The 25,293-nt window shown below is 40.1% G+C and carries 29 protein-coding genes; 19 read left to right on the plus strand and 10 right to left on the minus strand.

Annotation, left to right across the window (positions count from 1 at the left end):
• The first annotated feature begins 155 nt into the window (after nucleotides 1–155).
• Entirely contained in the window at nucleotides 156–2,153 is a 1,998-nt protein-coding gene (locus tag ACM0OS_RS12215) for a protein-arginine deiminase family protein (RefSeq protein WP_414543456.1), read from the plus strand.
• A gap of 93 nt (nucleotides 2,154–2,246) precedes the next feature.
• Here the strand turns inward: ACM0OS_RS12215 and ACM0OS_RS12220 are convergent, their stop codons facing one another.
• Entirely contained in the window at nucleotides 2,247–3,599 is a 1,353-nt protein-coding gene (locus ACM0OS_RS12220) for a DUF3370 domain-containing protein (RefSeq protein WP_414543457.1), read from the minus strand.
• Between the two features lie 41 nt (nucleotides 3,600–3,640).
• A complete protein-coding gene (locus ACM0OS_RS12225; RefSeq protein ID WP_414543458.1) occupies nucleotides 3,641–4,153 on the minus strand; it encodes a peptidase C15 in 513 nt (170 codons plus the stop codon).
• 58 nt (nucleotides 4,154–4,211) lie between these two features.
• Here ACM0OS_RS12225 and hisH point away from each other — a divergent pair, with 58 nt between their 5' ends.
• The 5 genes from hisH to ACM0OS_RS12250 all read left to right on the plus strand — a co-directional run bounded on the left by hisH (nucleotide 4,212) and on the right by ACM0OS_RS12250 (nucleotide 6,378).
• Nucleotides 4,212–4,847: an imidazole glycerol phosphate synthase subunit HisH gene (gene hisH, locus ACM0OS_RS12230; RefSeq protein ID WP_414543459.1), complete on the plus strand. Its 636-nt coding sequence runs from the start codon at nucleotides 4,212–4,214 to the stop codon at nucleotides 4,845–4,847.
• Between the two features lie 108 nt (nucleotides 4,848–4,955).
• Complete coding sequence (gene rsmD, locus ACM0OS_RS12235) at nucleotides 4,956–5,525, plus strand: 16S rRNA (guanine(966)-N(2))-methyltransferase RsmD (RefSeq protein ID WP_414543460.1); 570 nt, start codon at nucleotides 4,956–4,958, stop codon at nucleotides 5,523–5,525.
• A gap of 188 nt (nucleotides 5,526–5,713) precedes the next feature.
• Nucleotides 5,714–5,893, plus strand: a complete 180-nt coding sequence (locus tag ACM0OS_RS12240; RefSeq protein ID WP_414543461.1) for a type II toxin-antitoxin system HicB family antitoxin — start codon at nucleotides 5,714–5,716, stop codon at nucleotides 5,891–5,893.
• Nucleotides 5,894–5,941: 48 nt separating this feature from the next.
• Entirely contained in the window at nucleotides 5,942–6,160 is a 219-nt protein-coding gene (locus tag ACM0OS_RS12245; RefSeq protein ID WP_414543462.1) for a type II toxin-antitoxin system HicB family antitoxin, read from the plus strand.
• Nucleotides 6,157–6,378 carry a type II toxin-antitoxin system HicA family toxin gene (locus tag ACM0OS_RS12250; RefSeq protein ID WP_414543463.1) on the plus strand — a complete coding sequence of 74 codons (222 nt, stop codon included), beginning with the start codon at nucleotides 6,157–6,159 and terminating at the stop codon, nucleotides 6,376–6,378. Before ACM0OS_RS12245 ends, ACM0OS_RS12250 begins: the two co-directional genes overlap by 4 nt.
• Before the next feature lie 164 nt (nucleotides 6,379–6,542).
• Here the strand turns inward: ACM0OS_RS12250 and petG are convergent, their stop codons facing one another.
• Nucleotides 6,543–6,656 (minus strand): cytochrome b6-f complex subunit V, encoded by a 114-nt coding sequence (petG, locus tag ACM0OS_RS12255; RefSeq protein WP_010995538.1) that lies wholly within the window; start codon nucleotides 6,654–6,656, stop codon nucleotides 6,543–6,545.
• 209 nt (nucleotides 6,657–6,865) lie between these two features.
• On the opposite strand from petG, the gene ACM0OS_RS12260 reads away from it, so the two are divergent.
• The 4 genes from ACM0OS_RS12260 to ACM0OS_RS12275 all read left to right on the plus strand — a co-directional run bounded on the left by ACM0OS_RS12260 (nucleotide 6,866) and on the right by ACM0OS_RS12275 (nucleotide 9,590).
• Entirely contained in the window at nucleotides 6,866–7,240 is a 375-nt protein-coding gene (locus ACM0OS_RS12260) for a c-type cytochrome (RefSeq protein ID WP_414543464.1), read from the plus strand.
• Nucleotides 7,241–7,418: 178 nt separating this feature from the next.
• Nucleotides 7,419–8,810, plus strand: coding sequence for a malic enzyme-like NAD(P)-binding protein (locus tag ACM0OS_RS12265; protein WP_414543465.1), 1,392 nt, complete (start codon nucleotides 7,419–7,421; stop codon nucleotides 8,808–8,810).
• A gap of 173 nt (nucleotides 8,811–8,983) precedes the next feature.
• Nucleotides 8,984–9,394 carry a thiol-disulfide oxidoreductase DCC family protein gene (locus tag ACM0OS_RS12270; RefSeq protein ID WP_414543466.1) on the plus strand — a complete coding sequence of 137 codons (411 nt, stop codon included), beginning with the start codon at nucleotides 8,984–8,986 and terminating at the stop codon, nucleotides 9,392–9,394.
• Nucleotides 9,369–9,590 carry a hypothetical protein gene (locus ACM0OS_RS12275; protein ID WP_414543467.1) on the plus strand — a complete coding sequence of 74 codons (222 nt, stop codon included), beginning with the start codon at nucleotides 9,369–9,371 and terminating at the stop codon, nucleotides 9,588–9,590. Before ACM0OS_RS12270 ends, ACM0OS_RS12275 begins: the two co-directional genes overlap by 26 nt.
• Here ACM0OS_RS12275 and ACM0OS_RS12280 read toward each other — a convergent pair.
• The 3 genes from ACM0OS_RS12280 to ACM0OS_RS12290 form a co-directional block, all read right to left on the minus strand.
• Nucleotides 9,587–10,015, minus strand: a complete 429-nt coding sequence (locus ACM0OS_RS12280; RefSeq protein ID WP_414543468.1) for a hypothetical protein — start codon at nucleotides 10,013–10,015, stop codon at nucleotides 9,587–9,589. The two genes, ACM0OS_RS12275 and ACM0OS_RS12280, sit on opposite strands and share 4 nt — an antisense overlap.
• A gap of 259 nt (nucleotides 10,016–10,274) precedes the next feature.
• Nucleotides 10,275–10,835, minus strand: a complete 561-nt coding sequence (locus tag ACM0OS_RS12285; protein ID WP_414543469.1) for a hypothetical protein — start codon at nucleotides 10,833–10,835, stop codon at nucleotides 10,275–10,277.
• A gap of 222 nt (nucleotides 10,836–11,057) precedes the next feature.
• Complete coding sequence (locus ACM0OS_RS12290; protein WP_414543482.1) at nucleotides 11,058–12,668, minus strand: sensor histidine kinase; 1,611 nt, start codon at nucleotides 12,666–12,668, stop codon at nucleotides 11,058–11,060.
• A 1,065-nt stretch (nucleotides 12,669–13,733) separates the two neighbouring features.
• Between ACM0OS_RS12290 and psbQ the strand changes: the two genes are divergently transcribed.
• The 7 genes from psbQ to hemJ all read left to right on the plus strand — a co-directional run bounded on the left by psbQ (nucleotide 13,734) and on the right by hemJ (nucleotide 20,506).
• Nucleotides 13,734–14,201, plus strand: a complete 468-nt coding sequence (gene psbQ / locus ACM0OS_RS12295) for a photosystem II protein PsbQ (protein ID WP_414543470.1) — start codon at nucleotides 13,734–13,736, stop codon at nucleotides 14,199–14,201.
• Nucleotides 14,202–14,356: 155 nt separating this feature from the next.
• Nucleotides 14,357–15,559, plus strand: a complete 1,203-nt coding sequence (locus ACM0OS_RS12300; protein WP_414543471.1) for a TPM domain-containing protein — start codon at nucleotides 14,357–14,359, stop codon at nucleotides 15,557–15,559.
• Nucleotides 15,560–15,637: 78 nt separating this feature from the next.
• Nucleotides 15,638–16,843 carry a TPM domain-containing protein gene (locus tag ACM0OS_RS12305; RefSeq protein ID WP_414543472.1) on the plus strand — a complete coding sequence of 402 codons (1,206 nt, stop codon included), beginning with the start codon at nucleotides 15,638–15,640 and terminating at the stop codon, nucleotides 16,841–16,843.
• 2 nt (nucleotides 16,844–16,845) lie between these two features.
• Nucleotides 16,846–17,604 (plus strand): LemA family protein, encoded by a 759-nt coding sequence (locus ACM0OS_RS12310; protein ID WP_414543473.1) that lies wholly within the window; start codon nucleotides 16,846–16,848, stop codon nucleotides 17,602–17,604.
• A 118-nt stretch (nucleotides 17,605–17,722) separates the two neighbouring features.
• Nucleotides 17,723–18,793, plus strand: coding sequence for an NAD(P)/FAD-dependent oxidoreductase (locus ACM0OS_RS12315; RefSeq protein ID WP_414543474.1), 1,071 nt, complete (start codon nucleotides 17,723–17,725; stop codon nucleotides 18,791–18,793).
• Between the two features lie 56 nt (nucleotides 18,794–18,849).
• A complete protein-coding gene (locus ACM0OS_RS12320; RefSeq protein ID WP_414543475.1) occupies nucleotides 18,850–19,698 on the plus strand; it encodes an alpha/beta fold hydrolase in 849 nt (282 codons plus the stop codon).
• Nucleotides 19,699–19,921: 223 nt separating this feature from the next.
• Entirely contained in the window at nucleotides 19,922–20,506 is a 585-nt protein-coding gene (hemJ, locus tag ACM0OS_RS12325) for a protoporphyrinogen oxidase HemJ (protein ID WP_414543476.1), read from the plus strand.
• A gap of 535 nt (nucleotides 20,507–21,041) precedes the next feature.
• On the opposite strand, the gene ACM0OS_RS12330 is transcribed toward hemJ, so the two are convergent.
• Both ACM0OS_RS12330 and ACM0OS_RS12335 read right to left on the minus strand, forming a co-directional pair.
• Nucleotides 21,042–21,764 (minus strand): amino acid ABC transporter ATP-binding protein, encoded by a 723-nt coding sequence (locus ACM0OS_RS12330; protein ID WP_414543483.1) that lies wholly within the window; start codon nucleotides 21,762–21,764, stop codon nucleotides 21,042–21,044.
• Between the two features lie 4 nt (nucleotides 21,765–21,768).
• Nucleotides 21,769–23,253, minus strand: a complete 1,485-nt coding sequence (locus tag ACM0OS_RS12335) for an ABC transporter permease subunit (protein ID WP_414543477.1) — start codon at nucleotides 23,251–23,253, stop codon at nucleotides 21,769–21,771.
• Between the two features lie 293 nt (nucleotides 23,254–23,546).
• Here ACM0OS_RS12335 and ACM0OS_RS12340 point away from each other — a divergent pair, with 293 nt between their 5' ends.
• Nucleotides 23,547–23,858, plus strand: a complete 312-nt coding sequence (locus ACM0OS_RS12340) for an RNA recognition motif domain-containing protein (RefSeq protein WP_414543478.1) — start codon at nucleotides 23,547–23,549, stop codon at nucleotides 23,856–23,858.
• Between the two features lie 128 nt (nucleotides 23,859–23,986).
• Nucleotides 23,987–24,175, plus strand: a complete 189-nt coding sequence (rpsU, locus tag ACM0OS_RS12345) for a 30S ribosomal protein S21 (protein WP_414543479.1) — start codon at nucleotides 23,987–23,989, stop codon at nucleotides 24,173–24,175.
• A 341-nt stretch (nucleotides 24,176–24,516) separates the two neighbouring features.
• On the opposite strand, the gene ACM0OS_RS12350 is transcribed toward rpsU, so the two are convergent.
• Nucleotides 24,517–24,900 (minus strand): retroviral-like aspartic protease family protein, encoded by a 384-nt coding sequence (locus tag ACM0OS_RS12350; RefSeq protein ID WP_414543480.1) that lies wholly within the window; start codon nucleotides 24,898–24,900, stop codon nucleotides 24,517–24,519.
• Complete coding sequence (locus tag ACM0OS_RS12355; RefSeq protein WP_414543481.1) at nucleotides 24,897–25,112, minus strand: hypothetical protein; 216 nt, start codon at nucleotides 25,110–25,112, stop codon at nucleotides 24,897–24,899. The genes ACM0OS_RS12350 and ACM0OS_RS12355 overlap by 4 nt, the downstream gene beginning before the upstream one ends.
• Nucleotides 25,113–25,293: the final 181 nt, after the last annotated feature.

A 25,293-nucleotide genomic window follows, 5' to 3' on the forward strand; every position in this document is an offset into this window, starting at 1 on the left:
TGGATTGTACCGTGTTATCACTTAAATTCCCGCCATTGCCTGGAGGCGATAAAAACTGTTTGATGGGGTCAAAATTCTCTGCATCAGGGATGATATACCTGCAAAATTAGTTATGGGAAACTAAAACAGTCACAATATCTTGATGATCACAAGTTATGAGAAGTTTATTACAACTTGAAAGATCTAATGACCTTAACTCACGTTCTTCAGCAAAAGGTAAGAACTATGAAGATGTTTTAGTTGTCGGTCAGCCATTGCAAATTTCTTTAAAAAATCTGGCGCCTGCTGAGGACGCAATTGTGACTTTCAAAATACAAGGAGAAATCGAAGTTTACTCTAGCTCCAATCAACTCCTGAATAGACAAACTCCGGTTCCTCTCCAGGAAATTCCAGAGATTACCCTTTTAGCGAGAACCTTTAGTGATCAGCCAAAAGACCGCTGTTTACAAATAACTTTTCAAAATGATGCTGGTAATCAACTCAGTCAAGTGCAAATCAAACTAACTTGTCTGCGGATTTGTCTAGATGTGGATGCAGATCGAGATGGAGTTATAGAAGAAAATAATCCTCATAAAGGGGATTGGCAATGGGGAATTAATAATCATGGTGCCATTTTATTAGTCAATAGCGATCGTGACCTTATTCATGCTGATGGTCGGCATGATGGTGAAGATAATTATATTAAAGGACTGCTGGATCTCAAAGATTTTAGTTTTATGATGGTTCGCAAAGTTGGTTTAAGAACTTTACCTTCTGGATGCGAACTTTACTTATCAGTTAATCAAGATACCGCCAAACGTATTCGTATTTATGACGAAGTAGATAGAAGTGGCTATGAGTTAATAGGCCCTCGCAGAAACAAAGCAAAAATTAGAAATACCGACCGAGATATTATCCTGGCCATTGAGGGGCTAACTTATCCAGATTTTGACTTTGATGGCATAGTTGAGATTAGTTTAAATCTCATGAAAGAGGGAAAAATTATTTACAGCGATCGCGTGGTTTTTCGAGTTGCGCCTTGGATGATGACTCCTAATACTTTACCGCCAATTACTGTCTTTGTTTCTCGTTTATCTACAGGAGTTAATGCAGAATTTATTGAGGAACTGAGAAAAGTTGTAGGTAAAGCCGACGCGCAACTAGATCCTGTGCCTTTTGAGTTTCATCAAGATGATCCTTGGATGCGAGACGAAATTGAAGTTGGTTATACTCAAGCACCGGGACAGATGATGCACGTAGTACTTGATTCGCCACGCGATCGCGGATTAATTCACTTCGCCCAACGCAAATTACTAGGAATTGACTTTGGTTATGTGACCCGTAAAAGCCGCCATGAACCTACAAAATTAGACTCTTTTGGAAATTTAGAAGTTTCTCCACCAGTCACAGTAAATGGTGTGAATTATCCCTTCGGACGTTTGATATTTGGGGGAACACGTAAAGAAATTATTCCTCAGCCACGTCGGATGTTAAAAGTATTGCGAGACTTTTTTTACGCCCAAAAAATTCAAGCCCCTTTGGAAATATTTTCCGACTGGCTGAGTGTAGGTCACATTGATGAATTTATGACCTTTGTTCCTGCTCCTAACCCTAAAGGTTTTAAACTACTTTTAGCTAGTACTGGTAAGTGTTATGAACTGCTCAACCGCTTACGCAATGACGGACATTCTCAGGTATTATTGCGGCAAGGAAAACGGCTTTATCACAAACCTGCCGATATTAGTGTGAATGATATTCTTGAGAATGAAAAATTAACTCGTGATAACCAACAGTTTCAGGAATATATTAACTGGAATCGAGGTGTTTTGAAACAAGAACTAGGTTTAGAGGAAGAAGATATTATCGATTTACCTGCTTTGTTTCAAGATAATGGCGATGGACGAGCCGAAACTTTTTTCCCCAATATGGTTAATATGATTGCTCTCAAACAGCATCTTGCTATTCCTAAACCATTTGGGCCGAAAGTAAATGATCAATGTCAATTTGAAGCCTACGTGAAAGAGGTTTTAGAACATTTGAGTTTAGTTTGTCACTTTATCGATGATTGGGAACCTTATTTTCGAGGTGGCGGGGAAATTCATTGTGGTACTAATACCAGCCGACAACCTTTTGTTCAAAAATGGTGGGAGACGGAACCGATCTTTTTTAACTAAGGCCGACAAAACTAATTATCGCTCTTTTTTATAGATGTACTTAAACCCACAGTTTGTTAGCCTGTGGGCATTTTTATCACAGGGGTTGACTTACTATTGAGTAGATACAGTTAAAACCTGCGGTGGTGTTGCATCTGGGGGATAGATAAAGTCTACCTCTACTAATCTGCGATCGCCTGGTTTCATATTCAGTAAAACCAAGGGTTCTCCTGGTTGACCTCTTCTTTGAACTAAATGAGTCAATTGAGTTTGAGGACGACCTTGATCATCTCGGTAACGTACCCGCACCGAACCCCGGAAAAATACTTGAGGTGCTGTTGTGGTAAAAAAGCGTAATCCCTGTTTCGTCAAATTATCTTCTTTGATTGGTGTTTGCACAGATACACTCACTTTTTGAGCATTTTGTGTCGTGTTGTGCAAAGGCAACTTAATACTATATTGAATGCCATAGTTGCCATGAGCGCGATAGGCGGTATCGGGATAACGTACCAGCATATTAGCACTTTGGATTTGATTAGTTCCTAAAGTACCACCATGCAAGCTACTTAGAGGGTAGGAAAACGCTTGTCCGGCTTGGGGAATGGTTAAATACCTAGCCTGGGGACCATCCACCACAAAGGATCTCCACTGAGAACCTTGAGCAACACCGGCTACACGTCCATAAATTCTCGGTTGATTAGAGTCCAAGGGTGTAGGAACTCGATCTCGTGGAGTTGATAATTCACCAGTTTGCAGTAAATTTTGCCATTCTTCTAAAGTCGGTGCGCGTTCACTCCCATCAGCATTTTGACGGGCAAATAAAGCCATACTAGCCGCATAAACTGTGCCACTACTCCGCAACCGCATCAATGTAGAGCGACCATTTAAAGGCGGTGTGAGTTCTCTCACAGGAATAGGCAGATTTAGCAACATCTGACTTTCCCCTGGGGGAATGACAATTTGGGCTGGGAAAGATGCTTGTCGTCGTCCCCGCAATACATCAGATACAGCGCGATCGCCTGGCCCCGCAAAAATATTACCTAAGATATTCCGACTTTGAGCTGGTAGTTGAATAAATGGTGCATCTGGTTGACTTAAATAACTCGCCCCTTGCAAAATATCCACCGTCACTGCTTCCGACCCAGGGTTATGCAGCATAATTCCTATATGCAGCGATCTTAAATCCTCCGGTGGTTCCGCCCTCGCCACATGGTGGGCAAAAACATCAAATCGCCCCCGAAACGGATAATTTAAATGGGCTTCTGGTACTTTTTTACCATCTGCGGGAAAAGTCGAAAGTAAAATTCCTTCTTTTAAGACCAATTCTGGACTATTGCTGTTAAAAACAGGCACAGTATCCAGTTGTCCCGGTAAAGGACGGACTTGTTGAGTTTGTACCACTTCTTCGGGGGGTGGCGTAGCTGGTGTTGATTGAGCGAGTGTGAAACCAAGTAATAATGACAACATAATACTTAGAAAAATGCTTCCCCATAGAGACGCTGACGACTTTATGAAAGTGCCAGATTGTTAATAATTAATAAGAAGTCTGCCAAAATGCCTGGCAAATTCTCTGAATTTAGCACGGGAACATGGACAAAAATACATGGTGTTGCCAGTTGATTTTGACACAAGTAGTTCAAAACGGAATAGTAAAGACCCTCACAAACAAATTTACCGCAGTCGTAACTAATCTCAATTGCTGTTGCTCCTGTTACTAATTTTTCCAACTCAACAACTGGATGCAAAACACTTTCTTTGCAGCTAGCAACCGCTTCCAGACTGAGTTTTGTCCTACTAGCAGCCATACCGCAACAAATAATGTAATGAGGTTGAAGTTCAGATATTTTTTGAATTACCTGCAAACTTGCCAGATCAACATCCACAGGTAAGCGCCGCAAAAATTTCAAATCATGAGGGAGCGAGTCAACTTTTAGCACTTCCAGTAATAAATCATCCGAAGAATTTGACTGTTGATCACTCAACCAAATCTCAAAAGAAGTTAATAGTATTCTTTTCGCCATAAGAAATATTATTTAAAATAGAAACACCCTCCATAATAAATTTACAAGGAGCCGGTTAATGCCAGTCATTGCAGTCGTAGATTACGATATGGGAAATTTGCACTCAGTCTGCAAAGGTTTAGAAAAAGCTGGAGCAACTCCTAAGATTACTCATGCTGCTAAAGATTTAGCGCTGGCAGATGCAGTAGTATTGCCAGGAGTAGGGGCATTTGATCCCGCAGTCCAACATTTGCGATCGCGTGATTTAGAACAACCCATTAAAGATATCATCGCCTCTGGTAAACCATTCTTAGGTATCTGTTTGGGATTGCAAATTTTATTTGAATCCAGTGCCGAAGGAACTCAACCAGGACTGGGAATTATCCCCGGAAAAGTGCGCCGCTTTCGTCCAGAACCAGGCATTACTATTCCCCACATGGGATGGAATCAACTAGAAATGACGCAACCAAAAAGTCTTTTATGGGAGCATTTGCCAGCTAATCCTTGGGTATATTTTGTGCATTCTTATTATGTTGACCCAACTGATCCTCAAGTTCGTGCAGCAACTGTTACCCACGGTACTCAAACTATCACAGCTGCCATAGCCAAAGAAAACCTGACAGCAGTGCAATTCCACCCGGAAAAATCCTCTAATATCGGATTGCAAATCCTGTCTAATTTTGTTGCCCAAGTCCGCGAAAAAATCGCTGCATAATCCAACTTTTAATTTGAAATTTTGTCGTTTGTTATTTGTCCTTTGTCATGGTTTTTCCAATGACTGTTGACCAATGGCCAATGACTAATGACCAATGACTAATAATCAATGACACTGAGAATTTACGGGAATCGCCAGATAAAAACTTTACCAGGGCAAGCTACTAGACCCACCAGTGCGCGGGTAAGAGAAGCAGTGTTCAACATTTGGCAAGGAAGAATTGTCGGTTGTCGCTGGCTAGATGTGTGTACTGGTACTGGTTCAATGGGTGCAGAAGCATTGTGTAGAGGAGCCAGCTTAGTAGTAGGAATAGAAAAATCTAGTCGAGCCTGTGCCATTATTCAACAAAACTGGCAGCAGGTAGCGCATGACGAACAACAATGGAAACTCAGGCGGGGAGATGTCATTCAGCAGTTAAAAAACCTATCAGGCCAGCAGTTTGACAGAATTTACTTTGATCCACCTTATGCTAGTGAATTGTATCAGCCAGTGTTAGAGGCGATCACTCATCATAATTTGTTAGCAGTGCATGGTGAAATAGCCGTAGAACACAATCCCCAAGGTTGGACACCGCCAGTCATACCCACTTGGGCAATTTGCCGTCAAAAGGTTTACGGTAATACCGCCCTGACTTTCTATGGAATTATCGATGATGGGAAGAAAACTGAAGAAAGATAAAGCAATTAGCCAAATACGAAAAATTCGCCACACAATTTCTGAGGAGTATGAACACGACCCCAAGAAGTTGGCCAATTATTACATTGAACTTCAGAAGCAATATCCCTATCTCGCTTGGCTATTATGCAGAAAGTACGACAAATGAGAACAAGCTAAGAAGTTGCTATGCCAAAAAGGAGCATAATTAAGTGAAAATCAAAGCAATCATTCATTCGGCTGAAGAAGGTGGCTATTGGGCTGAAGTACCTGCACTTCCTGGTTGTATTACCGAAGGGGAAACAATGGATGAGGTCATAGCTAATTTAAAAGATGCTATTGAAGGTTGGCTTGATGTTGCTAATCATCGTGATGGTGACTATGACGAGTGAATCCTAGGTACAGCATAATAATAAAAGAAAACTATATGCTTCATAAATATGAGCCAGTATACAAGGCAAGTAATTTTATATAGGGATGAAGATGATTATTGGGTTGTGGAGTGTCCAAGCTTGAAAGGATGTATTAGCCAGGGAAAAACGAAAGAAGAGGCTTTGTCAAACATTAAGGAGGCTATTGTAGGCTACGTGACTGCCTTAGAGGAAGATGGCTTATCTGTGCCGGAAGACAAGTTTGAAACATTCCTGGTGGTGGTGTGAGTAAATTGCCCAGTATTTCGGGAAAAGATTGTATCAAGGTGCTAGAAAAAATTGGTTTCTATCAAAAACGTAGAGAAAGCAGTCACATTATTATGCGAAGAGATGAGCCGTTTACTCAAGTTGTTGTTCCAGATCACCCAGAATTAGCTAGAGGTACACTACGGGCTATTATTCGAGATGTTGGACTGAGTATTGAAGAATTTATGTCATTGCTTTAACTATAGCCGCCAGTTTATATTAATTCTCTGTCAAAAGCAATGGTAGTGCATTACAGCCCTAAGGCATCTGGAATTGGGGGATGAGGAAGATGAGTGACGAGTAATTCTTCAGAAACTCCTCATCTTCCTCTACCTAAGCATGGGCTTGACGCCCCACTAAGTTATTAACCCCCCAACTCGTTAGGGCGCTTGTATTGCTTATAAGCAGCGTAAAACAGCCCAGCAAGGGTAACAACAATCAGACCAAGAACAATACCTGAGAGCAGGGGTTCAACCACTTTAAATCTCCTGTTTGCAATTATTCAATATTCGTTACTAGTTTTGATTTTACCAAATTGCGGATGAATCCCTCGCCCTACAGTGTTTTTAGGCAACAAATGATTAGGAAAAATTTATAAATTGTGCTTGCAGACACCATCAAGAACTTTTAAGCTATGTGTAGGAAATAAAAAATTCTTAGTAAACCTCAACATTGACAGCAAACCTTTTGGATAACCAGATTACCAAACCAGAAACCCTGATTCAGTGGATCGCCTCGTTGGCTCTGGTGATACTGCTAGCAGTCCTTTTGGGCATTTTTGGTGTTCAAATGGTTCGAGCATCTGATCCTTATGTCAAAAGTGTTCTTACCCTGACAGGAGATCAAGTTCAAGGACATGCGATTTTTCAAATTAACTGTGCTGGTTGTCATGGACTAGAAGCTGATGGTCTTGTAGGCCCCAGTTTGCAAAATGTATCTAAGCGCAAGTCACGATACAAACTGATTCGTCAAGTTATTAGTGGCGACACCCCGCCAATGCCCAAATTTCAACCCAGTGAGCAAGAAATGGCAGACCTGTTAAGCTATTTGGAGACTTTATAGTTTATTTAAGTTATTAAAGTCAGATAATGCTTGATTTGGCAACTATTTTGTAATTCCCACGGCTTTAAGTTGTGGGATTCTTGGTGAAATGAGGTAACCTTTGCAACTTTTCTTGGGCGATCGCCACGATTTGAGAAAAATTCGATATAAAATCTAAAACTTAAAATCAAAAATCACAATGGCACAGCTAACTCCCAATTCTAGTTTTAGTTTGACTCTGCGCTTACAAATTCCCAATCGTGTGGGGATGTTAGCATCAATTACCCAGGCGATCGCAACTAGTGGTGGTAATCTCGGTCAAATTGATTTAATCGAGCAAACTCGCCACGAATCTACCCGCGATATCACTGTAGATGCTGCTAGTACTGAACATGCAGAAACAATTGTCCAAGCAGTCAAAGCATTACCAGATATTAAAGTCCTCAGTGTCTACGATCGCACTTTTAATTTGCATCGCGGTGGCAAAATCAGCATTGCTAGCAGAATTCCCCTCAAGAGTGTATCTGATTTAGCAATGGCCTACACACCGGGAGTTGGTCGCATTTGTACCGCCATCGCCCAAGACCCAGAGGAAGTTTACAATTTAACTATTAAACAAAATACTGTAGCCATTGTTACTGATGGTAGCGCCGTTTTAGGTTTGGGAAATCTCGGCCCGTCTGCTGCTTTACCAGTGATGGAAGGTAAAGCCATGCTCTTCAAAGAATTTGCCGGCTTAGATGCTTTTCCCATCTGTCTGGATACCCAAGATACAGATGAAATTGTCCGCACAGTCAAAAATCTCGCACCGGTGTTTGGTGGTGTAAATTTAGAGGATATTGCTGCTCCCCGTTGCTTTGAAATTGAAAAAAGATTGCGTCAGGAATTAGATATCCCAGTTTTTCATGATGACCAACATGGTACAGCCATTGTCACCTTAGCAGCGTTATTTAACGCCTTAAAGTTAGTACATAAATCCATCACCGAAATCCGCATTGTAATTAATGGTGCAGGGGCTGCGGGAGTGGCCATCGCCCGGTTACTTCGCAAGGCTGGGGCTGAAAAAATTTGGATGTGTGATTCCAAAGGCATTATCTCCACCAGTCGCACCGATTTGACCGCAGAAAAGCAGGAATTTGCCGTAAAAGCCCAGGGGACTTTGGGGGGTGCAATGCAAGGTGCAGATGTGTTTATCGGCGTTAGCGCACCGGGAGTTTTAACCCCAGAAATGGTACAGTCAATGGCCAAAGACCCCATTGTGTTCGCAATGGCTAATCCCATTCCCGAAATCCAGCCAGAATTAGTCAGCAAGATTGTCGCTGTCATGGCCACAGGTCGTAGTGACTACCCCAACCAAATTAATAACGTCCTGGCTTTTCCAGGGGTGTTTCGTGGGGCATTAGATTGTCGCGCCCAGACAATTACTACTACCATGTATTTGGAAGCAGCCAATGCGATCGCTTCCTTAGTCAAACCTTCAGACTTGAATCGAGAACATATTATTCCTTCAGTTTTTGATCAACGCGTTGTCACAGCCGTCGCTGGTGCTGTACAACAAGCCGCCCGTCAAGAAGGTATTGCCCGCAGTTAAATTGAAGGGAGTGGGGAGTGGTGAGTGGGGAACTCGGGGCCCCCTCTGGGGATAAGGGGTAATGGGGGAAAAGATTTTGATACTAGTGCAAGAACGTCACCCTGCTCTCTTGCTTCTTCCCCCTACTCCCTACTCCCTACTCCCTACTCCCTACTCCCTACTCCCTTATTTACATGAATTACTACTTTATCTATGACGGGAATTGTAATCTCTGCGTCACCTTAGTCCAGTTGCTAGAAAATTTAGATCAAGGAAAAATTTTTCGCTATGCCCCCATGCAAGATGAACAAACACTGGCACAGTGGGGAATAACATCTCAAGATTGCGAACAAGGAATGATTTTAATTGATGCTGATGCACCCCAAAGACGTTGGCAAGGAAGTGATGCGGCTGAGGAAATTGGGCAGCTATTGCCATTGGGAGGTCTATTCATAGAAGCCTATCGAGCATTACCTGGGATGAAATGGGTAGGCGATCGCTTTTATGAACAAATCCGCGACAACCGCTATAATGTGTTCGGCAAGCGTACAAGTACATATCAATCAGCTTATTGTGTTGATGGTAGTTGTAAGACAGAAAATTAAAGAACTCGATGAAAACAAGCCCAAAGCAATTTACAGCAGGTTTCAGCAAATTGTTACCGAACAGTTGCCGATATTTTGCCTAGTAAATCCTATCTCGTTTCAGGCAGTGCGCGATCGCATGACTCCCGTCAAGTTTTCTGTCTTAGGTAGAACTTTGTGGAACATTGATGAACTTAAGGTAGATAACCAAGATTAATCATTTGGTTGATTAAACACCTCTAAAATGTGTCGGCAAACTTGTTTGAGTTTGTCACCCACTTGTGGCGCAGGTGAAGAAATACCTACAAAACTCCAGTTTTCCACTGTAGATAGTCGCCACGCCTCACCTCGATGGTCAAATCCGGCGACTTCTAAACCAATAGCACGACGTGAGTGACTGATGGGGTCTTGATGAAAGCGGATTTGAATCAAAATACTGCGACTACGCCAAGATTTGCTGATCCCAGGAAAGTGAAAACCGATATCTATAGAATCTGGATCTACCAACTCCCTGGTTTCCGGGTCATCCTTCCAGGGTTTAAGATCCGATTTAGCATCGGGAAACTCAAATTTAAACAAATTCACTACCGTAGCAATCTTGCTGGCGAGTTCAAGGTTTGTTGCTTGTTCAGCTGCATTCACAGAAAAACACTCCTATATTTTGCCGATCTATGGGGCATTGGACGACAGAAAAACCGCCAGAAAGCTTATCCTATTGGTGTTTCAGCTTATCAAGACCTTTTAGATTTAGCAAATTTAAAATTACGCTTTCCTCACAATTATGCTTGCCCACAACTGCTGATTAAGTCTTTTGGAATTGAGTAGGATTATCTTGGGTAATTATACTTAATTTTTTCCGAAAACATCCAGTGACTGCGCTAAATTATGAAATGGTGCTTTGTTATGTACTTTTATTTACCCGAAAAACATCGCTATGGGAACACTCAGTCAATAACCATGATTCAAATTGTTGGATTAGCTGAATTTCTTCTAAATTGATACCAAATAAGTTTCTTAAATAATTTATAGATTCATTTTGGTAAAGTTCAAAATTAATCTTGTTAATACATTTAAATTTAATTTTTTTACCATATTGAAAACCTAAATCAAAAATAAGTAAATCTACTTCATTAAATTTATAAGGATGGGGATAAATAAATTTAGCAAAAAATTTGTATGTCCATAAATGTATTTTTTTAATCTCTAAGTCATTACCCATAGTAAATCCAACTACAAAAGCTTCATCTTGAAATGAAGTTCCTCGTCCCAAAAGTATATGAATATAATCATGATGACTAAGGCCAATTCTTCCAGGTAAAGATAAAGGGCTTGCAGGATTTTCTAATAACCAAACAAAAAAAGGTATTTTTGTTTCTTGTGTACCAAATACTGCTGAATATACATCTTTTAGCTGAAGATGAGCTATATGAGGTTTAAAACTTTCAGATAAATTAAAAGTCATTTATTTATACATTTTGATTTTCAGGGGATGTTTTTGATTATTAAAAATATGACTAATTTAGTAATAACTATTTGTTTTCTATATTGTCTAGTGTTTATCGTGAAATTTTTATAATTTTTGTCTTTTAACTAAAAAATTATTGTAATCTTTTTTTATCAAATTTTAGGCAAATCTAAATAATAAAGTATCTAATTAGTGCATATATATCTCATATGGCTATCTCTAAATCTTCAAAGGATTTGCTTTTACGGGAAGAGTAATTACAAATTCAGTACCTTCACCTAGATTTGAATTAACCTGAATCATTCCTTTATGCTTATCTACTATAATTTGGTAACTAATAGATAATCCTAGCCCAGTACCTTTGCCCACTGGTTTGGTAGTGAAAAAAGGGTCAAAAATTCTACTTTTTACTTTTTCTGTTATTCCTGAAGCATTATCTTTAATACTAATAATTACATAGTCTTTATTTTTCACTTTAGTATGAATAGTAATCAAGTTTTTATAGTTTTTATTTCCAGATTTTAAATATTCTATTTCTTTTTGACGTAAAGCATCTATAGCGTTACTTAAAATATTCATAAATACTTGGTTTAATTTGCCTGCATAACATTCAACTAAAGGCAAATTACCATAATCTTTAAAAATTTGTATTTCTTGATAATTATTACTGCCTTTAAGGTTATGCTGCAAAATTAATAATGTGCTATTGATTCCTTCATGGATATTAACAGCTTTCATTTCTGCCTCATCAAGACGTGAAAAATTGCGTAAAGTCAACACAATTTCACGAATACGTTCAGCCCCAATTTCCATTGAAGCTAAAAGTTTTGGGATATCATCTATAACAAAGTTAAAATCTATTTCATCCATAAAATTAGCTATTCTGGGATGATAAAAACCTGCTTGTTGATATAGATTAATTAAATTAAGTAATTGTTGAGTATATTCTTTAAAATGCATTAAGTTACCATAAATAAAATTAACTGGATTATTAATTTCATGAGCAATGCCAGCTACTAACTGCCCTAGTGAAGACATTTTTTCACTTTGAATAAGTTGGACTTGAGCGTTTTGCAATTCTTGTAGGGTTTGTTGTAATTGAATGTTTTTTTGATTTAATCTTTCTGTCCTTGTGGCAACTTGTTTTTCCAAGGTAGAATTAGCTTCTGCCAAAGCAATTTGAGATATTTTTTGCGCTGTTAAATATTTTTGCAATAAAGTTAATACTAAAAACCATGCGGGAATGAGAATGATTAAACTTATGATAGATATTAAAAATGCCCAAAGCACTCTTTGACGGTATTCACTCAATTTATCTTGTAAAGCAAGTAAAATATTATGATTTCTTTTGGCAACACCATCAGCATAAATTTGTTTTTGGAGTTCATAATTTTGGCTAGATAATAAAATCTGTGCTGCATCTCTTTGATTATTTTTAACTAAATCAAAAGATTGGTATTCTAATGCAACTAGTATTTGATTAGCTGCATCAATTTTTTTGGTATCTTTGCTTTGATATGCTGCGGGAGCTAATTTAATAGATTCTTTAATAGCAGCCTCAAGTTGAGGTTCAAATTGACGGTAGCGTTTTTCCCAATCTGAATTTCCTGTGGCAGCATTCATGCGAGCAGACATAGTTAAGACTTCATCAAAATAAGTAATTTTATCACTCAATATCTGTAGCTGAAATTCATGGTTGATAATATTATTGAAATTGCCATAAGCTTGCCAATTTAACCAAATTTGAGGCATAAACAACAGTATTGTTAATACAACTGTTATAGCTATTACTTGAGAGGCTCCCAATTTTGATTTATTAGGTAAATGCATTTTCATGGTGCAGTTATGGATAGATTGAATCATGGTTAAATATTGGGTATAGTTTCTTAAAAATTAATATTTTGTAGAAAAGATATACTTTTTATAGAGTTTTAACACGGAATTTTTAACTATTATTATAAATTAGGGATACTTATAAAATATAAAAGCTTTTTTATTCTTTTTTGTCTATAGTCAAATTAAATATTTTTTCTGTTCTTTATATTTCTCTAGACCAGAATTATTTATGATAAAGTTTAAGCAAATATGCAATTTTTAACTTTTTTAGTTATATAAGATGTAGTAAGGTTTTTCAGTAGATTGATAAGCACTGATAACCAATCAGTCTCTCAATAAATTTGCTCAATTATGGTTTTTGAACACTTACAAATTTTTTTACTAAATTGATAGTCGATAATACTTGCTAGAGCCATGTTACTACCACTCAATCTTGATAGTCTCCAGATTTAGTTTTCCCTAAAAGGTTCAAAAAATATCAATCCGGTTCAGATAAAGCGTTTTGTATATGAATATGACTACAGGCATAACTGGCAGCATCAAATTTGGGTTGCAGCAATTCTTACTCTTAAAATCAGATTGCCTTTATTTAGTATTTCTGTGGTAAATACCCTTACCTTCCAGAAGACTGTGTTGGCCCGTGAGAATTTATGGCATAAAAGCAGGAATCCTGAGTAGGAGGGAGCAACGCGATTTTGTGAGGTACTGAAACCTGGGACGTATATAGCTTGTTTCAGGATGCGATGGCTACGCCCGCCGCAGGCATCGCAACTAAAAAACATAGATTTGTTGAGAATATAAGGGGGGTAATTGAGAACCAAACCCCGATCTCACTTTTTCGCGTTGCTCCCGAGTAGGATATATGGCGAATCGGTAAGAAGGAAATATTGGGTAAACAGTTAGACAATAAAAAAGCATCAGCTTGTCCCATCAAATTAGTCAGGATGAGAGCAGCTGCATATGCCGTAAGATTGCTATTCAGGCAGTTGACAGCGCCAAACTGAAACTACTAGAGTGACACTATTCATTGGCACACTCAAAACACATTAAGTTCAGTTTATGGCGCGTCAACGCTCAATTTTTTCATTGATTCTAGTATTATTAACCACATTCCTCATCAGTTGTGGTGGCCCTAGCGTCGCAGTTGCACCTCCAACTTACACCGCAGTTCAACTGGAGAGAATTCAGGAATACGTTCCGGCAATTCAAACTGTGCGCGATCGCGCAGACGAACTGAAAACCCTAATCTACAAAAAGGATTGGATTGATGTAAGTAATTTTATCCACGGGCCTATGGCAGAAGCTAGGTTGAGTATGAGTTATGTTGCTCCTAACCTACTGCCCAAAGACCAACCTACAGCACGTCAAATTACACGAGATTTGCTGGATCACCTGGTTAAAATCGATCAAGCTGCTGGTCAGGGTAATACTCAACTTGCCTTGAGTAACTACCAAGCTGCTGTTACAGACATTAACAAGTTCTTCCAACTGCTTCCAAGTATAAGTACTGAAGCAGAGGCAAGTTAGACACAGGTTAACATGGGTAGAGGGAAGCTTTTTTGTAGTTTTTCTCTCTACCTCTATATAAGTTGTGAAAAGAGAAGCTAGGGGCTAGGGACTAGAAGCTAGAGAAAATATTTCCTGCTTGATTTACAGACGTTTGTCTGTTAGAGGCAAAAGCAATGAAATTTAATTTACTTCCACCAAAACGCATTTTTTGGCTCAGTATATTTTCCTCAGCTATATTGAGTTTGCCCCTTTCTAGCTTGGCTTTGACGGTTAAAGAAGTGCCTAATCCCCGCCAGAGGTCTGGTGATTGGGTGACTGATATGGCAGGTATTCTCAGCGATGAGGCAGAAGCCCAAATTAATCAGATGATTGCTGATTTAGAGGCGAAAAATGGGACAGAAATGGCCGTGGTTACAGTACCACAAACTGCCCCAGCCGCTTCTCCCAAGGAATTTGCTACTGAATTATTTAACTATTGGGGAATTGGTAAAAAAGGACAAGATAATGGTGTATTGTTCTTAATTTCGGTAGGCGATCGCCGGGTTGAAATTGAAACTGGTTACGGTGTTGAGGCGATTTTACCTGATGCCAAAGTCGGTAACATTATCGATACCCAAATTATCCCGCGATTTAAACAAGGGGATTTTGCAGGTGGCACACTGGCGGGAACGAAAGCGCTAGTAGTTGTTTTAACAGCTGATCCTGATCAGATTAGTACTCTACCCACAACAGAAGTCACTGCGGATAACCCGAACTCATGGGGAGGATTACCTATAGTAGCTGGGGGTGGATTATTTGCCATAGGAATTGGAACGGCTGTTTATTTTCTGAGTCATCCTCGAAAAATTCGGCTGAAACCAGAAGGACAGACACGCATAAAACAAGGTAATTACAGTTTTTTGTGTGCTGATTGCCAACAGCCAATGGAAAAAGTAGATGCAAGCATGGTTTGGCCGCATCTGAATTTAGCGGAAAATGCTGCACAAAATTTAGGTAGTGTCAACTTTGAAGGTTGGAAATGTCTCCATTGCCACCAGCAACCAACTGATAAGGGATTTCATCTGGTTGCCTTAACAAACAATTCATCTCGATTTGGGTACTGTCCTGACTGTCAAGAATTGACTGTTACTCATAATAAAAAAACTATCAAACAACCCACGCGATATAGTAAGGGACAACGACTGATTATCAGTCAATGCAATCTGTGTGCGTATCATTACGAAAGAAAAGAAAGCATTCCTCGTTTGCCACCACCCCCTTCCAGTGGCGGCTTTGGTGGTGGTAGTGGCAGCTTTGGTGGTGGTAGTAGCGGTGGTGGCGGTGGCAGTTTTGGCGGTGGTAGTAGCGGCGGCGGTGGTAGCGGCGGGAGTTGGTAAATGCTATTTTCCTTAATTCCTAACCCATGAATTAATTCATTAAGAGTCAATTCCGACTGATATCTGATAGAGGAAAATATGAAATTAAATTTCCTAAAACCAAAACGGATTTTTCTGTTAGGTATATTTTCAGCATCTATAGTCCTTTCGCCGTTTTCTAGCCTCGCCTTAACAGTGGAAGAAGTGCCGAATACTCGACAAGCATCGGGTGGTTGGGTAACTGATATGGCAGATATTCTCAACGCGGATACCAAAGCCCAAATTAATCAGATGATTGCTGATTTAGAGGCAAAAAATGGCACAGAAATTGCTGTAGTCACAGTACCACAAACTGCCCCAGCCGCTTCTCCCAAGGAATTTGCTACTGAATTATTTAACTATTGGGGAATTGGTAAAAAAGGACAAGATAATGGTGTATTGTTCTTAATTTCGGTAGGCGATCGCCGGGTTGAAATTGAAACTGGTTACGGTGTTGAGGCGATTTTACCTGATGCCAAAGTCGGTAACATTATCGATACCCAAATTATCCCGCGATTTAAACAAGGTGATTTTTCAGGTGGTACACTGGCGGGAACCAAAGCATTAGTAGTGGTTTTAGGTTCTGATTCTCAGCCCCCAGGATTATTTACTAGAATCATTCAATCTCATATTGATCGATTACTATCATCGGATTTATCAGAATTCAAACTTGATGGTCGCATACAATTCTTCGGATGTGTATTAGCGATGTGGTTGTACTGGTTAAACACGAAGATTACCCGACTTCAGAAAATTCTGTTACATCCAGAAGATCGGACAAGAAGAAAACAAGGTTATTATGTTTTTTGCTGTATTGAGTGTAAGAAACGCATGAAAAAAATAAATTTCAAAAGCGTTGCACCACATCTCAAAATCAAGGAACAAACAGCACAAAAGTTAGGTAGTGTCAAATTTGAGGGGTGGCAATGTCTCACTTGTTCTAAGCAGTCAACTGGTAGGGGATTTCATTTAATTGGTCTGGAAAGTACTTTATATAAGTTTGACATCTGCCCTCACTGTAAAGAATATACCGTTACTCGCACTGATAAAATTATTAAACGAGCCACCCAATATCGTGAGGGCAAAAAACTGGTGAAGCATAAATGCCACCATTGTAATTATTACCAGGAAACCGAGAAAATAATTCCCCGCTTACCTCCTCCTTCTTCCAGCAGTGGTGGTGGTTATGGTGGTAGTAGTTATGGTGGTGGTGGTGATTATGGTGGTGGTAGTAGTGGCGGCGGTGGTGCTGGAGGGAGTTGGTAAAGATGATGAAGAATCCAGAAGAAAGAATCCCCGAAGAAGTAGCGCCAGAGGTGTTGGAGTTAGCCTCCCGCTATTATACCGAACAGACTCAAGGTTACTACTCTGCTGAGTTAATAGCCGCAGGGCAGGAAGTTGATATCCCTGTGGAGTTTATTCAGCAAGCAATTCAAGATGTTAAACAACGAGAACAGGAAAAACAAGCAGCTGAACAACAGTCAGCCAAATTTCGTCAAAAAGTCTTGATGATTGGCGCAGGTGTAGTTGCAGCATTCGCCGTCTGGACTGGCTGGACTTACAACTCCATGCAAAGCAGTGGTAACAGAGTAGATGCAGCCTGGGCGCAAGTAGAAAACCAACTCCAGCGACGTGCTAACTTGATACCCAATCTGGTAAATGTCACCCAAGCATATGCCACACAAGAACAAGAGTTAGTTGCTTTATTAGAGCGATCGCGTCAAACTTATTTACAAGCCGCTACTCCTACAGAAAAAGCAGAGGCTACAGCCCAAGTCAATCAAGCAATTGATAGTTTTAGTAAATATGCAGCCGCTAATCCTCAATTGCAATCTAGTCAATTATTTACCAATCTTCAGTACGAGTTAACGGGTACAGAAAATCGCCTAGCTGTGGAACGGATGCGCTACAACCAAGCCGTACAAACCCATAACCAAAAAATTCAAACTTTTCCCAACTTATTGGTAGCTAATATGTTTGGCTTTGAGAAGCAGGAATTTTTCCCCGCGACAGGGGATTTTAAATAGATGAGGGGAATGAGGGAGAATAAACTTGATCATCGTATTTGATATAGGAACTGAGTTTTACAGCATATTTCTCCCTAGCCTCTAATCTATAACCCCTAGTCCCTAGTCTTAAAAACAAATGCATATAGTCATTATCGGTTGTGGTGTCGTAGGAGCTGCGATCGCCTATGAACTTAGCCAAGTCCAGAACCTCAAAATTACTGTAATTGACCGTCAATCACCCGCCCAAGCTTCTACAGGTGCAGCGCTGGGGGTTTTAATGGGTGTCATTAGCCATAAAATCAAAGGCAGGGCTTGGCAACGACGACAAACCAGCATCCAACGCTACGAAACCTTAATTCCCGAATTAGAGGCGATTACCAATCGTCAAATTCCTTTTAACCGTCAAGGTATTCTCAGTTTGTTTGGGGAAGATGAAAATGTGGACGGGTGGGAAAATTTGGCAGCTATTCGCCATTCCCAAGGCTGGAAATTAGAAATTTGGGACACAGCTAAACTCAAAACTTTTTGTCCCCAAGTCGATAACACCAAAATTACGGGTGCTGTCTATTCTCCCCAAGACCGACAACTGAATCCTACTACGTTGACGTTGGCTTTAGTTGAGGCAGCCCAACACAACGGGGTAACGTTTAAATTTGGGATGAATGTTTTAGGAATTGAACCAGATAACATAGAAACCACAGCAGGCAAAATTTTTGCTGATTGGATTGTTGTGTCTGCGGGATTGGGTTCGACATCACTAACAAATCAAACAATTAATATTCGTCCAGTTCTGGGACAAGCTTTACAAGTACGTTTAGAACAACCATTAGGCAATCCCGACTTTCAGCCGGTGTTTACTGGTAACGATGTGCATATTGTCCCTGTGGGGAATGGTAATTACTGGGTGGGTGCAACAGTGGAGTTCCCTGGTAATAGCGATGAAATTCCACCTAACCAAGAATTATTAAATCAAGTTTGGCAGCAAGCGATCGCCTTTTGTCCAAATTTAGCCACAGCTACAATTATCCGCACTTGGTCGGGTTTACGTCCCCGTCCAGAAAATCGCCCGGCGCCAGTCATTGACAAACTACCAGGCTTTAGTAACGTTCTGTTAGCTACCGGACACTACCGCAACGGTGTTTTACTAGCACCCGCAACAGCAGACGCAATTCGTGAGATGATAATTTCTAATGATTATAAAAAATAGCTTTTGATAATTTTGGCTTTGAAAGCTTGGGTAAGAAGAATTTATAGGAAAATAGCGTGTCTTTAACAGAACATAAAATCACAGTAGATTCTCTAGAATGGTTTTATCGGGAGTCTGAACCTATTGGCAGAACAGATTTACTGCCTGTAGTATTACTACACGGTTTAGTATCACAGAGTTACAGTTGGCGTAATATTATGCCTGCATTAGCTAGTCAAGGAACAAGAGCGATCGCACCTGATTGGATTGGTTATGGCTTTTCGGGAAAACCAGAAAAACGCGATTTTGCCTACACACCTGATACATTTATTACCGCCTTAGAAAAATTTATCAACGCGTTAGAAATAGAGCGTTTTTCCTTAGTTGTCCAAGGATTTTTAGGTTCTGTAGGCTTACAATATGCCTTGCGTCACCCCGAACAAATTGCTAACATCGCTATTTTAAATACACCGATTTCCACCACTGCCAAATTACCTTGGAAAATTAAACAAATGGGTTTGCCCTTGGCAGGTGAAATGATAACTCAAGACCCCTTACTAGTTGATCGAACCCTCGAAGGTGGTAGTCGCTACCGCATTGAAGATAAAGATTTAGATGTTTATCGCAAACCGTTTTTGAAAGCTTCAGTTACGGGGCGGAGTCTTCTAGCAACAATTCGCAATTTGCAACTTGACTCAGCAATGGCAGAAATTGAATCTGGCTTTCAACAATGGCAACAACCAATTCTGCTTCAGTGGGGTATGATTGATCCTTGGTTACCCATAGATGTAGCCGAAAAGTTTGCCAATTCTGTACCTGATGCCGAATTAATAAAACTTAATAACGTCGGGCATTATCCTCAAGAACACTACCACAAAACGATTTTAGAAGACCTGTTGCCATTTGTACGCCGCACAGCAAGCTAATGCGAATATAAATCTAGCAAAAATCGATATTATAAACAAGAAGCCATACATAAAAGCAGAGAAACACCGATAAATTATTTGTATTTCTTTAACTTTAAGTATGGTTAAGGTTAAGAAAATATGGTTTTGTGCCGGGTTTATAATCATATCTAAGACGGCATTTGTAAACTTTTTTATTACAACTAAAAAGGTATCAAAACCACACTGATGGAGATTTGGGTTCATGGCTTATTCCTGGTTTAAAGCATTTCATATTGTAGGAATTGTAGTTTGGTTTGCGGGGTTATTCTACCTGGTACGTTTGTTTATTTATCATGTGGAAGCTAACCAAGAACCAGAACCAGCAAGAACGATACTAAAAAATCAGTATCAAATTATGGAGAAGCGCCTCTACAATATCATCACTACTCCAGGGATGTTGGTAACGGTGGCAATGGCTATAGGCTTATTAAGTACTGAACCAGAAGTCTTAAAACAGAGTTGGATACACGTTAAACTGTTATTCGTTGCGATATTAATTGGTTATCATCATTACTGTAGTCGTCTGATGAAACAATTAGCCGCGGATGAATGTCGCTGGAGCGGTCAACAGCTAAGGGCCTTAAATGAAGCACCAACTGTAATGTTGGTAGTAATTGTTTTACTAGCTGTATTTAAAAATAATTTACCTACAGATATTACAGCCTGGGGTATTTTTGCCTTAATTATTTTTATGGCAGTGACTATTCAGCTTTATGCCAAAAAACGCAGACGTGATAAAGAGAAATTAATGGGGCAAATAGGACAAGTCGCCCAAGAACAAACTTAGATTTTACTGCCTGGGGTATCAAATACCAATATGTCTGTATTAAATTTCATATCTCAGGCAGAGATGCCAATCCTAATTGGATTTTTAAAATACAGAAAAAATGAGCTTTGCATAGAATATCCGGGTTCTGGTGAAAAAAGCCCACATTACATTACTTGAGTTAATTTTGTAGGGAAAAAATCTCCTACTGCCATTTTTCGCAACAGGAGATTAATGTTAAGTTCGTCAGGTGATCGGAATAGCTACTTATTTAGTATTAATCACCAGGACATTAATTCCCCCTGAAGATAGAGAAATAGTGACTTGGTATGTTGACAAAATTCTGAAAGTATTACTACGCAATGGATTCAACTCTAACCTAAGTTTTTATCTTTAACTCAGAATGAAAAAGCCCCATTACTGTGTAACAGCAACAGGGCAGTGGTATGATGTGAGGAGCAAACTAATGTTTGCTTAATAATTAGAGCATATCTAGTCAATGTGACAATTTAATTGCAATGGTGTGAAAATGGTGCGTCATTGTAAGTCAACATAGTTACAACATTTTTTCTAAGAATTGCTGGGCGCGATCGCACCGAGGATGAGTAAAAAACTCACCAGGAGTACTATCTTCAGCTAGCCTACCTTGGTCGAGGAACATAATCCGACTAGCAACTTCTCTAGCAAACCCCATTTCATGAGTCACAATTGCCATTGTGATTCCCGTTTGGGCTAAAGCTTTCATCACGTCCAGCACATCCTTGACCATTTCTGGATCTAAAGCCGAAGTGGGTTCATCAAATAATATCATCTCTGGTTCCATGGCCAACGCGCGGGCGATCGCTACTCGCTGTTTTTGTCCTCCCGATAGTTTGGCTGGGTAAACATGGGCTTTTTCTTGTAGCCCCACTTTCGTTAATAACTCCAACCCTTTTGTTTGTGCTAGGTGCTTATCTACCTTTTTCACCTTCATCGGTGCATAGGTGACATTTTGCAGCACCGTCATGTGGGGAAACAAATTAAAGTGTTGAAATACCATCCCCAGCCGCTGGCGGATATCAGCAATATTGACTTTGGGATGAGTAATTTCTTGTGTATGAAAGTAAATTTTGCCTTTAGTGGGGCGTTCTAGCAAATTCATACAGCGCAAAAAAGTAGACTTACCAGAACCAGAAGGCCCTAAAATAGCCACTACTTCCCCTGAGTAAATCTCCGTGGAAATATCTTTGAGTACATCAAGGTGTCCAAACGACTTACACAATGATTCCGTGCGAATTATGGCATTACTCACTGCGTCGCAATCTCCTTTCTAAACTCGATGCACCAAAGGTCATTCCCATTACCAGAACGTAATAAATCAAACCAGCAAACAGCAAAGGTTCAAAGTAAATATATCTATTAGCACCGACAATTTGGGCGCTGCGTAATATTTCCACAACACCAATGGTTGACACCAACGCCGAATCTTTGAGCAATCCAATGGTTTCATTGACCAATGCCGGTAAAATATTTTTCAAAGCCTGAAGCAAAATGACATCCCACATCATCAACCAGTAGGAAACACCCATAGACATAGCCGCTTCAGTTTGACCTTTATCTACCGCTTGAATACCCCCCCGGATAGTTTCCGACATATAAGCCCCAGAGTTGAGGGTAAAGGTCAGTACTCCGGCTTCTAATGCCGAAATATCATAACCTGTGAGCTGGGGTGTGGCGTAGTAAACCAATGCCAACTGTAACAACAGAGGTGTCCCACGAAATACCGAAGTATAGGCATTAGCAATCCAGGTAAGTACTTTGATACCAGTAATCTTTAATAAAGACAGTACAGTACCCCAAATCAACCCCAAAAATACAGACAACAGGGTGAATAACAAAGTTAGGGGGATACCCTGAAGAATAAAAGGAATATCTGGGAGGATTCTCCGAAAATCTAGATTTAGTCTACCTGGGGGAGAAGTCGAGGATGCAGTATCAGTAGTAGTTTGGGAAAACCACTTAGCTGCTAGCTTTTCTAGTTCCCCACTATCTTGCATTTGTTGTAAAACGCGATTAAAAGGTTCCACCAAAGGAGAACCTTGAGGAAAGGCGATCGCCGAGCCACTTGCCTCTTCAGAAGGAATCACATTAAACTCTAAATCTGGATTAGCTTGGGCAAATCCTTGAGCTACAGTATCCTCAACAATTGCCGCATCAATACGCCCAGCTTTCAGTTCCTGCACTACTTCCGGTACTCTATTGAGTTGCTTGAGCTGAATACCCGCCACCTTAGCGGAAATTTTCTGAGCATTTTGCTCTTGGATAGTTCCCAGTTGTACCCCAACCCTTTTACCTGCAAGGTCTTGTGGCTGTGTGAGGTTACTACCCTTGATAGCGACGATTGTGTCTTTAGCTTCGTAATAAATAATTGAGAAATCTATATTTTTTTTACGTTCTGGAGTGGGAGTCATCCCAGCCATGACAAAATCCGCCCGATTTGACTGGAGTGCAGGAATTAAGCCATTAAAATCGGACTCCATAATCTTGAGACTGAAACCCAGTTCTCTAGCCAAAGTATTAGCAATATCAATATCAAAGCCCACAATCTCGCGTTTACCCCCCTGAGTGTCATAAAACTCATAAGGGGGATAATCTGGCGAAGTCATCATCGTCAACGATGCTTTGCCTACCGAAGAAGCTTGTAGGGGATGGCTATGACCCAAAATCAGCGAGATCAAGACCATAGCAGTAAATAGCACAGTCAATAGCCATGCTCTGGGTTTTTTCATCACCTTGCAAAAGTCAATTTTATGAATTGAACCACAAATAAGCACCAATGAACATTAAATTTGCCAAAATTGTGCTGATGCTGAACCCCTAGTCCCATAAGGCTTTGGCAAGGGTTAACTATCTGTTAACTATTGACTGTGTACAAATCGTTGAATTATATGTCATCTTAGAGATTGAGAATTAATTCGGTGACAGTGTTTGTTTTTAGTATTGACAGGTTTTTCCCTTTTAGTATTTACAGACTTTCTCCGAAATTTAAATCTCTACACAGTGATGGTTTTGGAGATACTCGATGTCAATTTATGTAGGTAACCTCTCGTACGAAGTTACAGATGATGATCTTAGAGGCGTTTTTGCAGAATACGGTTCTGTAAAGCGTGTTCAGCTACCTACTGACCGCGAAACAGGTCGTCCGAGAGGCTTTGCCTTTGTCGAAATGGGCGCAGAAGCTGAAGAAACAGCAGCTATTGAAGCTCTTGATGGTGCTGAGTGGATGGGCCGCGCTTTAAAAGTCAATAAAGCTAAACCCAGAGAAGACAGAGGTTCCTCTGGTGGTGGTAACCGTGGAGGATACGGCGGTGGCGGTTCTCGTAATCGCTACTAAGCTTTGCAACAAAAAGTTGTATCTAGAGTCTTAAGGCCAGACCAAATGTCTGCCTTTTTTTGTATTCTAGTAAACTGGGTATCTTCCACTGAAGAGCCTTAAATTAAGTCAATTTAGTAGGAGGGAACATGACTCAAATAATAGTGGGCGAAAACGAAGCAATTGAGTCAGCCTTACGTCGATTTAAGCGAGAAGTTTCCAAAGCGGGGATTTTTCCAGACATGAGAAAGCATCGTCACTTTGAAACGCCGCTAGAAAAGCGTAAGCGCAAAGAAGTTGCGAAGCACAAACAAAGTAAAAGACGTTTCCGCAATTAAGGTTTGAAACCCGGTTGATTTATATATGTCCTCTGGACAGTCTAGTTTAGACTAAAAACCGGGTTTTTTCCTGTGAGCAATGATTTAAGATTTATATTATATATTCTTATCCGTTTGCATCTATTATATTAAATAAATCGATATTTCAGTTGGGAGCAAAAAACTTCAATTTCCTTGCTCTTGACTGATTCGTATTTTTGGTGTGGGATTTGGGACAACTCAAGCACTTATCCAGGCGATCGCCTCTGACGCTGCGCGCAATTGCTTACCGGAAGTATACAGGCATCTGAAGCTCTTGCAAAGACATCCGACAACTCGCCACCAAAGGTTGATTCTCGATTTTAGACCAATGATATATGACCATTATCAAAGTTAATGGTCAAAGTCAGTCCTCGGAAGAAATCAAGACCCAAAAGACCATCAACACCTGCACTTGGTGGTAATGTGTGACCTAATACCGAGAAATTCGTGCGTTCTTGACCCAGTGCTGCAATTTTTTGTAACTTGATCTGAGGAGCAAATTCAACGCTACTACCCGTTGTCACTTGAACTCGATTCGGAACTAAAGCTGGATCGTAACCGATGGCAACCAACATTGCTATGTTGATTACAGTGTAAGTCGCACCTGTATCCAGGGCTAATCTCAACACGTTACTACCAGAAGCACCAAATAACTCCGCACGAACAATAACTAAACCACGTCTAGGATTGAACGAGAAACTCATAGCGCGATCGCTGTATTTTCTGGGATTTGCCCAGTGTAAAGCATTGCAAACCTTTTAGGACGTAATTCTACAGCTTTCCGATAAACCTCATCTCGATCCTTACTGTGCCACAGTACCTTTCCGCTTTGAATATCTAAAGCTTCATCAGTTTGTGGGTCTTCCACTAATATCCATTCTGATTCAAATTGCTCTTCGATCTGAGCAATGGTCATTATTTTTTCCACAACATTCACCTTCTGCAAAACTCATGAAATGTCATCTCTAATTTGATTGTTGCCGATATGAGGGGGCGATCGCACTAATAGCGCACTAATTATTATAAAAGCTGAGGATGTTTATTGGAGTTTAGACTAAACGGGCAACAAACCCAGAAAAATAGAGGGTGTGCTTGAA

Origin of the sequence: Nostoc sp. CCY0012 (assembly GCF_963920855.1) — a bacterium.
In the GTDB taxonomy this organism is placed as follows: Bacteria; Cyanobacteriota; Cyanobacteriia; order Cyanobacteriales; family Nostocaceae; genus Cyanocohniella.